Origin of the sequence: Arthrobacter sp. PGP41 (assembly GCF_002953935.1) — a bacterium.
GTDB lineage: Bacteria > Actinomycetota > Actinomycetes > Actinomycetales > Micrococcaceae > Arthrobacter.
The window spans coordinates 1,054,368-1,067,016 of sequence record NZ_CP026514.1 but is presented as its reverse complement, the minus strand read 5'-3'; the positions used below and the strand labels follow the sequence as shown (position 1 = coordinate 1,067,016).

At 62.2% G+C, this 12,649-nt stretch carries 10 protein-coding genes; 8 read left to right on the top strand and 2 right to left on the bottom strand.

What is annotated here, in order from left to right:
- The first annotated feature begins 2 nt into the window (after positions 1 to 2).
- Positions 3 to 1,223 carry a 5-methylcytosine restriction system specificity protein McrC gene (locus C3B78_RS04915; protein ID WP_104997076.1) on the top strand — a complete coding sequence of 407 codons (1,221 nt, stop codon included), beginning with the start codon at positions 3 to 5 and terminating at the stop codon, positions 1,221 to 1,223.
- On the opposite strand, the gene C3B78_RS19615 is transcribed toward C3B78_RS04915, so the two are convergent.
- Positions 1,170 to 3,044: a TY-Chap2 family putative peptide chaperone gene (locus C3B78_RS19615; RefSeq protein ID WP_158677189.1), complete on the bottom strand. Its 1,875-nt coding sequence runs from the start codon at positions 3,042 to 3,044 to the stop codon at positions 1,170 to 1,172. The two genes, C3B78_RS04915 and C3B78_RS19615, sit on opposite strands and share 54 nt — an antisense overlap.
- Positions 3,045 to 3,109: 65 nt before the next feature.
- The gene (locus C3B78_RS04905; protein ID WP_104997074.1) at positions 3,110 to 3,775 is read right to left on the bottom strand and encodes an NUDIX domain-containing protein; all 666 of its coding nucleotides are present in this window, start codon (positions 3,773 to 3,775) and stop codon (positions 3,110 to 3,112) included.
- Positions 3,776 to 3,868: 93 nt separating this feature from the next.
- Here C3B78_RS04905 and C3B78_RS04900 point away from each other — a divergent pair, with 93 nt between their 5' ends.
- The 7 genes from C3B78_RS04900 (at position 3,869) to C3B78_RS04870 (ending at position 12,591) form a co-directional block, all read left to right on the top strand.
- Positions 3,869 to 4,834, top strand: coding sequence for an ARPP-1 family domain-containing protein (locus C3B78_RS04900; protein ID WP_104997073.1), 966 nt, complete (start codon positions 3,869 to 3,871; stop codon positions 4,832 to 4,834).
- The gene (locus C3B78_RS04895) at positions 4,831 to 6,330 is read left to right on the top strand and encodes an ADP-ribosylglycohydrolase family protein (protein WP_104997072.1); all 1,500 of its coding nucleotides are present in this window, start codon (positions 4,831 to 4,833) and stop codon (positions 6,328 to 6,330) included. The genes C3B78_RS04900 and C3B78_RS04895 overlap by 4 nt, the downstream gene beginning before the upstream one ends.
- A 29-nt stretch (positions 6,331 to 6,359) precedes the next feature.
- Positions 6,360 to 7,127, top strand: coding sequence for a sigma factor-like helix-turn-helix DNA-binding protein (locus C3B78_RS04890; protein ID WP_234005521.1), 768 nt, complete (start codon positions 6,360 to 6,362; stop codon positions 7,125 to 7,127).
- 240 nt (positions 7,128 to 7,367) lie between these two features.
- Complete coding sequence (locus C3B78_RS04885) at positions 7,368 to 8,840, top strand: TY-Chap domain-containing protein (RefSeq protein WP_158677188.1); 1,473 nt, start codon at positions 7,368 to 7,370, stop codon at positions 8,838 to 8,840.
- 252 nt (positions 8,841 to 9,092) lie between these two features.
- Entirely contained in the window at positions 9,093 to 9,992 is a 900-nt protein-coding gene (locus tag C3B78_RS04880) for a ribonuclease HI (protein ID WP_104997069.1), read from the top strand.
- A gap of 239 nt (positions 9,993 to 10,231) precedes the next feature.
- Complete coding sequence (locus C3B78_RS04875; protein ID WP_158677187.1) at positions 10,232 to 10,795, top strand: hypothetical protein; 564 nt, start codon at positions 10,232 to 10,234, stop codon at positions 10,793 to 10,795.
- A 107-nt stretch (positions 10,796 to 10,902) separates the two neighbouring features.
- Complete coding sequence (locus C3B78_RS04870; protein WP_104999643.1) at positions 10,903 to 12,591, top strand: nuclease-related domain-containing DEAD/DEAH box helicase; 1,689 nt, start codon at positions 10,903 to 10,905, stop codon at positions 12,589 to 12,591.
- Positions 12,592 to 12,649 lie beyond the last annotated feature (58 nt).

Sequence of the window (12,649 nt, the reverse complement as noted above, 5' to 3'; positions counted from 1 at the left end):
ATATGGGTCCGGATGCTTTCGTGGTCGTTTCCGGAAAAACCCGTATTCCAGTCAGAAACCTCTGGCTGCTTCTGCTGTATGCATCCGATTTATATAAAACTGGAAGCCCATCGCTAAGCGGCATTGAAGAGTACCCGGAGCGGCTACCGGACCTACTAGGCGAGATACTTGTCGCGAGCGTAGCGGACCGCCTGAAGAAGCCACTAACACCGGGATTTGCTCCTACTGAAGGGGACCTCCGGCGAGTCCGCGGCCGAATTGACGTCCTGCGAACAGAGTCTCATCAGCTGCTGAGCCGGGGGCAAGTGGCGTGCCGCTACGAGGAACTGACCGTAGACACTCCCAGAAATCGGCTGGTTCAGGCTGCTCTTACGTTTTTGGCTCCCTTGGTCGTCTCTAAATCGCTGAGCCATCGATGCCGAGCCGATGCTAGGCGGTTGTCCGACCTTGGCGTGAGGGGCACCGATACACGATCGACTGTCCGCGACACGACCGTTCGGTTCTCACGCAACGATGTGCAGGACAGGGCGGTACTCCTGGCGGCTCGCCTGGCCCTGCAACTCATACTGCCGAGCGATGAAGGAACGGGACGGCTCCGACGATCAAGCCTCACTGACCACGAGTTCCGGCGCCTGTTCGAACGCGCGGTGGGAGGCTTCTACCGGGCCGCGGCCAGTGCATCTGGCTGGCAGACCAGTACCGGACAGTTCATCTCATGGAACTCCAACAACGAAACTCCCGGCGCCGCCGCGTTCATTCCCAAAATGCAAACGGATATTCTGCTGGAAAACTCCACGGTCAAGCGGCGTATCATCATCGACACAAAATTCACTTCTGCGCTAGCTAAGGGCCAGTTCGGCGGAGAGACCTTCAAGAGCGGCCATCTCTATCAGATCTACGCCTATGTTCGGTCCCAGGAAGCCGTAGATGACCCTCTCTCACTGTATGCGGAAGGCATCCTGCTGTATCCCTCTGTCGGACAATCGATCCGGGAGAGTTTCGAGTCGAGCGGCCATCGGTTCACGGTAGCCACGGTTGACCTCGGAAGGTCGGCGATCGAGGTTCGCCAGCAACTGCTGGACGTTCTCACCCCGCCTTCACAGATACCTTCAGCCAAGTTTGCTTCTCAGGCACAGGAAGAGGTTTGGGCTATGGAAGGCCCAACATTTCTACGGCATGACCAGCCGGAAGACCTCTCCGATCATGGCAGTCATCTTTCTTGAGTGAGCTTCGTATCGCTCTAACAGGTTGACCGATCCCTCCGGGAAACTGACTGTCCCGTCTCGCGTCAGGAATGCAATGGGTTTTGCATCCCGCGTCATATACCAGGCCCCCGCGGGTTCTGCACCAGCAGGAACAAAATCCCAGGTTGCTTTGTCGCCGACGGTCGCGGCCAGGATATGCGCCATTGCCCGGTACATAACGGTCCGTCTCGTCGTAACTGCTGCCCGTTTCCTCGCGGGCAACCCCAACTTGCTTTCGAGGTCTTCAATGAGCTTCCGCTTGTCGTCCACTGCAAAAAACTCCTTGGGGGTCAACACAATTGCCCCCGCTTCCACTGCTGCATGTCGCGAAATTTTGATGATCGGCCCAGTGTCACTCACCAGCCGAAGACTGCTAGCAGAGTCACCCAAGAGCACGTAGTGGGGGTGCCGGCGAGCAAGTTCACTGGCAAGCCAGAACGCCGCGGCGTTCGTGTGCCGAAGGGATGGGTTCCAATGCACCGGGGTCGGCGGTTTTACGGCACCGGTTGGTGGAAGTCTACGAACGGGAGTGTTCAGCTTCGTGTGGCCCAAGGTATGAGCCTCGTGGGAGCCCGAATACCAGAGGCCTGTCAGCTGGGATCGCCTGAAGGTGCCGAGCATGCCGACGGGTGGCGCGATTATCGTGACCTCAATTCTCGGGTCCGCGAGCTCAGCGGCAAGTCTGTCACCAAGAGTCTGCAATTGCGTGTGCCACCCCCTTGTAGCATCAAGGTGAAGAACGACATTATGACGATCGACCACACTTGTATATACAGGAGGCCAGATTCCTGTTGGTTCTTGTTGACCGCACATCTGCCACTCCAAATGGACCTGCATATGAAGTCCTCCGCAGCCCCAAAAGGCTTCAGCGATTTCGCGCGACTCGTAGATGCGGCTGATCCGGCGCCCGGATGTTCCAGGTTGAAAACCGAGACACCCGTGAGACTCCGGTATCCAGTCCATTTGCGGATGTGAGAAATACATAAGTGCCTCGGCACCCCAAACACGCCCTAACAATGACAATTCCGGCGTCGACTGTGGCATTCCCAAGAGGATCCAACGGGCCACGCCCAACGCCGGATCCGACCACCCAAGGGGTCCAAGGACGAGGTGCGGAAGCGGTGCCCAGTAACGGATCATGTCCAAGTGTTCTTCTTTGGACGATCGTCGTGCCATTTGCCAGGTCGCATCCCAGCCGCCCAGAGTTTGGAACATGGGACCGACTCCCCAAGACCAGGGCGCGTAGTCACCGAGAAGCGACCTGTCATGCGCATTCCATTCGCTCGAGGCTGGCGTGCCAATCTCGGGTGGCTGAATTCGTCGTTCTTCAGAAGCGGGCGCGGCAACAAAGCGTCGGACATGTTGCCATGCGGTGTCCAGTAGTCCGCTGCGAAAAAGTTTGGACACGTCAGCGCTCTGTTCCATGGACTCTCCACAAGCCAGATTGAGGAGGCCCACGGCTGCCCTCACACTGCTTGAGCGATCCGGCGCCACACGAACGAGTCGAGACAGTTCACGCAATGCCTCAACAAATGCTGGCAATTCCGCCCTGTTAACCGCAGACGGAAGTCTGAGACCCGTCACGTGTAGCAACTCACCGAGCACACTAATTGCCTCTGATATTTGTTCCTCTCTCCTCGTTTCTTGGAGCAGGGCAATCTGCAGCGGAGTCCATGCGTCAACTGCAGCCTCTACCTTGTCCGCTCTGTACTCGCGGGCCAACGTCAGAATCGCGGCGGTTTCCAAGGTCAAAAGTTCATCGTCGACAGATTCGAGAGGAGTCCAGGCTTCAAGGCTCATTCTCAGACCATAATCGACAATAGCTCGTCAAGGTCCATTCAACCGGCCCATCAAGGCTTCAACTCTCAGGGCCGCACCCATAACCGCGACGGCCTCCCCCGCGTCCCGTCAGACATCTGCCCCGTCCCGGCAAGCTTCGGCTCCATAAAGCGCCGGAAAGTGTCTCGCATCAACGGGGCGCCCGCCACCACCTCATGCAGCTCCCGCAGTTCCTTCAAAGTGAACGGCTCATTCAGCAGGGCACCAGGATCGGGGGCCTCCGAATAGGCCACCCGCAACCACTCCACAGCCTTCGTCACGATATCCGTGTGCCCGTAAGGCAATCCGGCGATCAGCTCCGGTTCCCCGGTCACGGAAGCCAGCCGGACGCCGTCGGACTTCAACGCCACCTCCAAAGCCGCCAGCGGCACCACGTCCACGTGCGCCACCGACAGCACCCACCCGCGGTCGTCACGGCCCGGTTCGTCAAACACCTGCAGCTGCCGTGGCACACGGCCGGAGATCCCTGCTTTCTCCCGCAGGCACCGCAGCACCGCGTCCGCCAGGGTCTCGCGCTCCCTCAAGAAGGTGCCCGGCAGCGCCCACTTCCCGTGCTGATGGTCCTCCGCGCGGCGCACCAGCAACACGCACACGCTCCCCTCCGAGACCGTCAGCACCGCAGTGTCCACCGCCACCGACGGCCGCGGAAAGTCAAGCAGGGACGGGCTAGGGCTGTTCTTGGAATCCTTCACACCTCTATTTATTGCAGTCTTGCGCTAAAGAAGCAACCGGTGCATACTGGGCTCAATTAGCGCAGAAATGCGATAAATCACCAGGAGGTCACCATGAAAGTTCCCCAGCTCCACGTCGGCGCCGGCAGCAGCCTCGGCCCGCTCAGCATCTTCCCCGTTTGGACCGCCGCCCCCGGGAGCCTCGGCATCAGCACCGGCACCCACGCAGACGTCGCCGTCACCGAACTCGCCAGCGGCGCCCAGGTGTCCAGCCTCACCGTCACCAACAACGGCCCGCACCCGGCACTGCTGCTGGAAGGCGAGCTGCTTGAAGGCGGCCAGCAGCACCGGACGTGCGCCAGCGACGTCGTCCTCGGCCCGGGCGAAAGCCGCGACATCGACACCTTCTGCGTGGAAGCCGGCCGCTGGGAAGCCGGACAGCACAGCCACCGGCGGCAGGCACGGCGCGCTCCGATGAACGTGTGGTCCGAGCTTGCCAACGGTCGCACCAGGCAATGGGGTGGCGACCGGCAGGACCGCATCTGGGAACGGGTCCGCCGCTTCGACGCCGCCCGCGGCGCCTCTGCCACCAGCTCCCTCCTCCAGCACATGGACTGGTTCAAGGACGACAAGGAGGAACGGAACCGGTTCAGCGCCGCGGACGCGCCCGCCCCGCTGGAGGGCCAGCGCGGCGTGGTGATCGGCCTGGGCCGGCAGCCGCTGCTCCTGGAGGTCTTCGGCACCCACACGCTCTTCCGCCGCCACTACCGGCAGCTGATCGAGTCGGCGCTGCTGGACCTTGAACTCCTGCCACCCCAGGCACTGAACTCAGGACCGATGCCCGGCCAGTACGCCCGCGACTTCGCAGCGCACGTCCAGGCGATGGACTTCGGAACGTTCGACGGCGGCGTTGCGGCTGTGGAGGTACGGAACCACGGCTCCCTCCGGAGCCGGAATGTCTCCCGCGCCGCCGGAGCGGTTACCGCCGCCGGCATCGCCGTCGCACTCCCCCAGCGTCGGCCCCAGCTGGCGCACCTGACCGGCTGGAACACCCAACACCCCCTGATGGAGATGGCATGAAACTGAACCCTCTGCAGAATGCTGCCGGCGACGCCCTTGGGGCCGGCTACGAGTTCGGTGCGCCGCTGCCGGAGGGCGCCGACGTCACCATGAAGGGCGGCGGCCCGTTCGGGTTCGCGCCGGCCGAGTGGACCGACGACACCTCCATGGCCATCCTGATCGCCGAGGCGCTGCTGGAGTCCGCGTCCGACGGCGGCTCCTCCTCCCCTGCGGCACTCACCGCAGTGGTCCGGGCATGGTCCTCGTGGGCGGCCGAGGCGAAGGACGTCGGGGCCCAGACGAGCTCCGTCATCGCGGCCGCCCGGCGGCTGGCTGCCGCTGCTGGCCGCGAGGTTGAGGCCGCTGACTTCACTGCCGCGGCCGCTGACTTCCATACTCGGACCGGACGGAGCGCCGGCAACGGGTCGCTGATGCGGACTGCTCCCCTCGCGCTTGCATACCTGGACCGGGAGCCCTCTGAGCTGATGGCTGCTGCGGCTGAGTTGAGCGACCTGACCCATGCCGATCCTGACGCACAGGAGGCCTGCGGGCTGTGGTGCGTCGCCATCCGTTATGCGGTTATCACCGGGCAGCTTGATGTCCGGGCCGGGCTGTCGCTGTTGCCTGCTGATCGTGCTTCGGTGTGGCTGGGGCGGATCGAGACGGCCGAGCGATCCCGGCCCCGCGACTTCACCCGCAACGGCTGGGTGGTGGAGGCGTTCCAGGGGGCGTGGAGCGCCATCCATCATGCAGGCCTTTCGGTTGCCGGCCCGGCTCACCTGCGGGCTGCCTTGGAGGAGGCGGTACGGGGCGGGCGCGACACGGACACGGTGGCCGCCATCGCCGGCGGCCTGCTGGGAGCTGCCTGCGGCTACACGGCAGTGCCTTTCGAGTGGCGTCAGCGGCTTCACGGGTGGCCGGGGATGCATGCCCGCGACCTGATGGTCCTGGGCATGGAGCTGGGAGGCGGCGAAGGCCAGCGGCTCGGTTCTTGGCCACGGGCTAAACGGCACGACTACAGCATGTGGAGCCGCACGGACTCCCTGGTCCGGCATCCGCACGACGACGGAGTATGGCTTGGCGGGGTCGGCTCGCTTCAGCGGGTGGCCGAGCTGGGCATCGATGCGGTGGTGTCGCTCTGCAGACTGGGCACGCTGGATGTTCCGGACGTGGCACTTGAGAACCATGCCACCTTCTGGGTGGTCGACTCTTCTGTTGAAGGCGACAACGCACATGCCGCGTATGTCCTCGGGGAGGCGGCGGCCGCCGTCGAGCGCTACCGTGCTGAGGGCAAAACGGTGCTGCTGCACTGTGTCCGCGCGGAATCCCGGACGCCGACCGTTGCAGCGTTATACGGGGCTCGTGTAGCCGGCATTTCTCCGCTGGAAGCGTTGCAAGAACTACAGCGCGTGCTGCCCGGGGCACGGCCGAATCCCTTCTTCATGCAGGTGCTGGCAGAAGCCGAAACCATCACCGACACGGCGGCCGGCGGTGCCACGCGCGCAGGTGCCCAATAATGTCCGAGGCTGCTGATAGGAATATGACCATGACAACAACTCCTGAACTCAGCCGGGAGCAGCGCGACGCTGCAATGGTTGAGCGCTACGCGGACGGCGAGACGCTGGACGCCATCGGCCAAAGCTTCGGCATCACCCGCGAGCGCGTCCGGCAGATCATCGCCAAGGTCGGCGGCACGAACGCCGAGGAATCCCGCAAGAACCAGATCGCGGCACGGGAAGCGGCCACCAAGGCGGCGCACGAAGCCTTCCTGGCTCAGTACGGTAACCTCGCCCGCCAGATGGCGAAGCGCGGTGTCAGCCGCCCCGATACCGTCCTGAAGCTCCAGGCACTCTTCCCCACGATCGACGTCGATCTGGCCGAGGATGCATTGAGGGGATCGGCGATTCTCTTCTCCAAGGCCCAGGTCGACGACATCTTTTCCCAAGAGGCACTGGCTGCCGGGATCTGGTTCCTGCTGGGATCCGACCGGAATCTTGCGCCCGACCGTGAGTGGGCGGTTGTGAACCTGGACCTGTCCCTTATGAGTGAGCTGCGCGCCGCCCTGGAGTCCGCCGAAGCGTCGCCGGACGACGTGGCGACCATCCTGGGAGTTATTGGCGCCGCGCAGAAGCATTTGTCGGAGGACCCGGCCGTCAGCATCACCGGCGCCCGTTACCAGGAGCTCCGCGACGAACTCGTTGTGGCCTTCGGCCTAGTGTCTCGGCAGGGAGCTTTCCCGTGGCCGCCCACCCGACAAACGGTGATGAAGCGCTTCGGGGGCTGGAACGAGGCCCTGGAGGCCATGGGGGGCTAGCGTCCAAGGGGCGGCCCAAAGGTCTCGTCAAATTCACCCGGGAGGACTACGACGACGCGGTGAGTGACTTTTGCTTTCACTCGTCAGCAGAAGAGACGAATGCGACATTTGCAGGCTACGACGAATGGGTGAAGCAGGAGCTAGCTGAGAGCCGTTCCCGCCCCTCCGGTGCATCGGTAAGGAATATCTACGGCACTTGGGCGCATGCGATCCGTTCGGTGAAGGGATAGGCGAGAAGCATTGGGGGACGTTGTCGGCAAGGAACAGCATCATGTGGGCATTCATGTGCCGTCAGACTGGATAATCGAGTCTGACTTTATGGACTGGTACAGGAAGGGTGATCCGCTCCGTGCGATCGCCAAGGCGACGGAGCGGGACCTTGAAGAGGTCTGCCTCCTGATCATGGCGGAAAGCAGCCCAAGCGATGAGTTGGAGCGCTCACGCGCGGTTCGGCGGCGCGCGTCGGCAACCAACGAGGTGCTGCTCGCCAACGAGGAAATGGTTGAGCGGCTCCACGCCTCGGAAATTGGTCGCGATGACATACCCAAAGTTTTAAAAGCACTGGGTATTTCAATCGACATCCCGACCGCCGCGGAACTGCTGCACATCCCGGGTATTCCCGGTGGTCAAACGGTCGAGGACATCCCGACACGGCGGATCGGTGACAAGCTAAGCCTGCTGTATGTCACGGGAGTACACCATGAAATAGAACCGGACTACCAATTGGCCTTGGGAAAGATGTCCCTCACCGCAGTGTCGGAGCTCCGCGGCATTCTGAATGAACGCTTGCCATATCGGCGCATGGCAGAGATTCTAGCCGTCATCGAAGCAACAGCTCTTGCCATCCGAGCTAGAACAATCACGACCATTTCTCACGAGGACTACGAGAGCGGTATGCAGGCAGTGTCGAGGCGCCTTGGTTCAATTACGAACGACCCGGCTGATCCCTGGCCCGTTCCGGGACGAACCTTGCGTGCACGCTACGGTCACGGGTCTTGGGAAAGTTTGCTGAACTCGGTGGGTATGCGGATGCTGTCTAGTGACCACCGCTTCACCGAGCTGGACTACCTGGACGTCCTCGACCGTTCCACCGAGGAATGCATGCAATTCGGGAATCCCATGGACATAGAGTTTTACGACCAGTGGATTATCGCGGCCGCCGCCGTGAGAGAAGAACATCCTTCAGCCGTAGAGCTCATCCGTCGTTACGGAAGCTGGGAAGCGGCGGTAGAAACAATTCTCCCATCGGACCCGCCGGAGGATATGCAGCCCGACGAGCCCTCGTACATTGACTGCGACTCCGGCTGGGGAACGCTGGAAGAGCTTAATGAATGGGAAGCTAGGGAATTTGAAGAATGGCGGGTCGTCGAGAACCTCGTTGCCGAAGCAATCGAAGCACTACCATCCGGTTCCTTTTTGCACATCCAGTACAGTCACACCGCCGCGCCCTATGCTCGGGCCACGCCTGGCAGCAATGGAGTTAGGTGCGAAATCGTCTCCGATTTGGGTATTCCTTCTCACGAGTGGCGCATGAGCACGCATTGGCTCTCCAGCAACGGTTGGTCGGCTCCCAGCCCGGAAAACACCAATTGGCTCAAGGAAGGGGTACCGCGAACGGAAGCCGCTGCCCAAATTCTCCTGGCCATCCAACGAGGCCGCCATCCGGTGGAGGCGACGGAGTTGAGGTGGAACGTCGGGACGCGTCCCTCATAGTCCCCGACCGTTCCGCTGAGCCTCTGCCAAGAGTTTCATGGAGAGATCCAAACCGTCACCACGCCGAGCTAGGAACCGCATCATGAAGACTCAACGATTCGGTCCATTACCTTGACTTCGAGCCCGGCGGAGTGGTCCAGGACCTGCGACGCGCGAGTTGAACATCGGCCCAGCCGGGAACACCTCCCGCGATAATGTCGGTGCCCACCTATAGCCTTCCGAGCATCAGTTAATCCGTGCAAGGAGGCCCACATGCCGTTCCCTACTCCGCCGTCACGCCGATCCCTTTCGGCCGCTGAAGCTGTCGCAAAGCGTTCCGGACTTACAGTGCTGATCGTGTCCCGACGGGGCCTCATCCTGTGGGCCGTGGCACGAACGTTCGAATCTGCCGTTCTGGGAGTGCGGTCGGGCTGGATCACCGAGGCCGCCGCAGGGCCGCATTGGGGCAAAGCCTACGCGGAGGCCGCCCGCGCCGTTTCGGAACTGGCGGCGGGCGGGAACGAGCCCGTCTTTTCCGTTGTGGATACTGCACGCGAACGGTTGCTGGGGCTTGGGCTTCCTGTTGATCTTTCCTATCCGCCTGCTGTAGGCGTCGTGGTGACAGAAAAAGCCGTGGCCGAGAGGCTTGATGCACTGTTCTGCCGGCTGGAGATTGCTACAGACGCCTCCATCGGACACCGCACTCCTTGGGCAGGGCACGGCTGGGTATTGGATTTCGGAAAGGGCCTGCCGCTTCGCCCCGGCCTGAAGGCCGTGGGCGGCGGAAGCATCCTGGAAAGCGAGCTTCGGGCAATCCGGCTGGCTCTCGGTGCTGCCAAGAACGCCTATACCGGCGTTTTGGACGGACGCTGCGCCGTCACCGTTTCCTCCGACAACCTCACAGCCGCGAGGATGCTCAACGACAGCGGCTTCCAACCCGGACAATCAACTGCAGCCTGCCGCGAAGAGATACAACGGATACAGGCCCTGACCGCATTTGCCGACGTTCATTTCCAGTGGGTCAAAGGCCACGCCGATCATGAACTGAACGTTCTCGCTGACCGGCTGGCAGTGATGTCCCGAAGGCACAAGGAAGCCGAGCTTCCAGCACACGAGACCTTGCGAATGGCCGCAAGCGTTGTCGAACAGCGAAATATGGGCTTGGCTGCCTGAACAGCCTCCCGGATGAAGTCGCCCTGACCCATGGCGGAAAGGCAAAGCCAAGATTGTCAACGTCACGCGTTTTGGCCGTCTGCCCGTGGAAGCCCCAGACTTGAGCTGGACCATGGGACGCCTCCCTGCTAGTCCGGTCCGCCCGACTCAGTCCTATTGAATCTGCCCTTCACGGGCGCGCCAAACTCTGCGGCCAACGGCCACAGTTCTTACACTGCATTAGGAAGATGGAACGTGCCATGGAAATGCTGAGCGATTTCAGCGTCGATACATTGAAAACTCTTGTATGGCTCGCTGCCATTATTATCGGCGGATTCTTTGCCGTTGGGCGCCCGGTGTCTTCTCTACCGAAAATAACAGCGAGGGCCGTCAATGCTTTGCTTGCGGGAACGATGTCATTCGCTGCGGCCAATCTGGCGGTGGTGTTCTATATTCTTGCCCACCTCACTGATCCGCGCTGGTCTGTCGGAAAAGATCCAACACTTGAGAGTCCCCAGCTCTCTGCCGGACCGATCTTTCAGCCAATCACCGATACTCTGAATGACATCCTCGGCAGCCTGACCGGAAGCCTGAACGACGCCATTGCATTGAAAAATGCATTCCTGACCATGCCGGACTTCATCATTGCGGCCGGTTGGGCATTCCTACTGCTGGTAGGCCTTGTGATCGCAAGTCGCATCCTTTCCTGGTTCATCGAAAAAGACCAGATGGCGCAGATAGAACGGAATACCCGCGACCTGGCTGATATCCGCGCCCAGTTTGGACTTGCCGCTTTCAAGGACTCCGCCAAGTCGCGCTCCTAACATCGGGAAGTTTGACCTGTCCGTGTCGCCGTAGTGATTCAGGCCAGCCCGGCTAACGTTGGATCAGCGCAAAGCCCGGGAGCCGGTTTATCAATATGGGGGCGGCAATGAGGTGCATTCCGGAAGAACCGGAGTTCGGCGAAGGACATCACGCGGAAAAGGCCGTCTGGACTGCCCTCAAGAACAGCCTCCCCGATGACTGCGTCTTGGCCCACTCGGTCCACGTCCGCGACGGCCGGAATGAATACGAGATTGACCTGCTGGTCCTCTGGCCCAACGTTGGCATGGCTGCCATCGAGGTCAAGGGCGGCCAGGTCAGCATCACGGACGGGCAGTGGTACCAGTCGGACCGCACCCAGAGACGCAAGATCCAAAGCCCCGTGGCGCAGTCCCAGAGCTCACTCCACGCCCTCAAGAACTGGCTGGAGAACCAGCTCGGTGCGCGCCTGAGCAGCCGCTGCGTCTACATGGTCAGCCTGCCCTACACCGACGTGCCGCGGGACTGGACCATGGCAGGCTGCCCCCGGTCGCTCATCCTCGACCAGACCGGCAGCAAGTCCCCCGCCGACCTCGTCCGCCAAGCCATCGAAAACGAAGGCGGCGGCGCCTCCCCGCTGGCCCCGGCCTTCCTGGAACGCATCGTCCGCAAGCTGGGCGGAAACCTGGACACCGCCGTCGTACCTTCCACCACCTCGCACGAGGACGAGGCAGAGCAGGACCACCTCACGGAACGCCAGTCCGTGCTGCTCCAGGCAACCCGCTCACTCAACAGGGTCCGTTTCACCGGCGGCGCGGGCAGCGGAAAGACGTGGCTCGCCGTCGAGAAGGCCAAGCTGCTCAGCAAGCAGGGCAAACGCGTAGGCCTCTTCTGCTACAACAAAGGCCTCGGGCAATACCTCCAGGACCGCGTCGGGACATGGAAGCGGCAAGCCAAGCCGGTGTTCACGGGCGAGTTCCACGAATACGTGCGCGGGCTGGGAGTCCCGGACGGCTCGGGGCAGGACTATTTCGACGTCGAGATGCCCCGCCTCCTGAAGGAGCTGGCAGCCGGCCTGGAGCCGCACGAGCGGCTGGACGCCGTCGTCGTCGATGAAGCGCAGGACTTCGCGCCCCTGTGGTGGGACGCCCTTCTCGCGTGCACCAGCGACCCGTACGCGGGTGAGGTATACGCGTTCATGGACGACCGGCAGGACGTCTACCAGCGCTGGGGAGGCGCGACGGCGGACCTCACCAGCGGGCCGATGGCCACCTTCGTGCCCATCCACATCGACGATAACCTCCGGAACACCGTCAAGATCGCTGAGACGTTCAAGCCATTCGCCGGCGAATACTTCAAGCCCCGCGGAAGCACGGGCCTGCCCGTCCGGTTCGTGGACTGCCCAACCGAGGACGCGCTCGAGATCGCCGGGGACTGCCTGGATTCGCTGATCGACGAGGGCTGGGCGAACAACCAGATCGCGCTTCTCACCACCAAGGACCGCCACCCCATTCATTTGGACTACTTTAAGCGCGGCGCCACGGAAGAGTACTGGCGGGACTTCCACGCCAACGACGGTGAGTTCTACGGCCATGTGCTGGGTTTCAAGGGCCTGGAACGGTCTGTTGTTGTTCTCTGCGTGAACGGTTTCAAGGACATGGACCGGGCCCGGGAGCAGCTCTACGTCGGGCTGTCCCGGGCACGCAGCCTACTGGTGGTTGTGGGTCATTCCGGGCTGCTGGAGGAGGCCGGCGGCCGCGAGCTCAAGCTCGCGCTATCGCGGAGCCAGGCGTGGAAACCTGTGCTGGAAGACGGTTAGTGGCGCTGCTCACCTAAATTGTCGGTGCCCCGCAATACTCTTCAGGCACCAGATCAGA

Excerpts from the sequence above, each read along its gene's own strand:
- C3B78_RS04915 (WP_104997076.1), top strand. The coding sequence starts at position 3 with ATGGGTCCGGATGCTTTCGTGGTCGTTTCCGGAAAAACCCGTATTCCA.
- C3B78_RS19615 (WP_158677189.1), bottom strand. The coding sequence starts at position 3,044 with ATGAGCCTTGAAGCCTGGACTCCTCTCGAATCTGTCGACGATGAACTT.
- C3B78_RS04875 (WP_158677187.1), top strand. The coding sequence starts at position 10,232 with ATGGAAATGCTGAGCGATTTCAGCGTCGATACATTGAAAACTCTTGTA.
- C3B78_RS04895 (WP_104997072.1), top strand. The coding sequence starts at position 4,831 with ATGAAACTGAACCCTCTGCAGAATGCTGCCGGCGACGCCCTTGGGGCC.
- C3B78_RS04880 (WP_104997069.1), top strand. The coding sequence starts at position 9,093 with ATGCCGTTCCCTACTCCGCCGTCACGCCGATCCCTTTCGGCCGCTGAA.
- C3B78_RS04890 (WP_234005521.1), top strand. The coding sequence starts at position 6,360 with ATGACAACAACTCCTGAACTCAGCCGGGAGCAGCGCGACGCTGCAATG.
- C3B78_RS04870 (WP_104999643.1), top strand. The coding sequence starts at position 10,903 with ATGAGGTGCATTCCGGAAGAACCGGAGTTCGGCGAAGGACATCACGCG.
- C3B78_RS04900 (WP_104997073.1), top strand. The coding sequence starts at position 3,869 with ATGAAAGTTCCCCAGCTCCACGTCGGCGCCGGCAGCAGCCTCGGCCCG.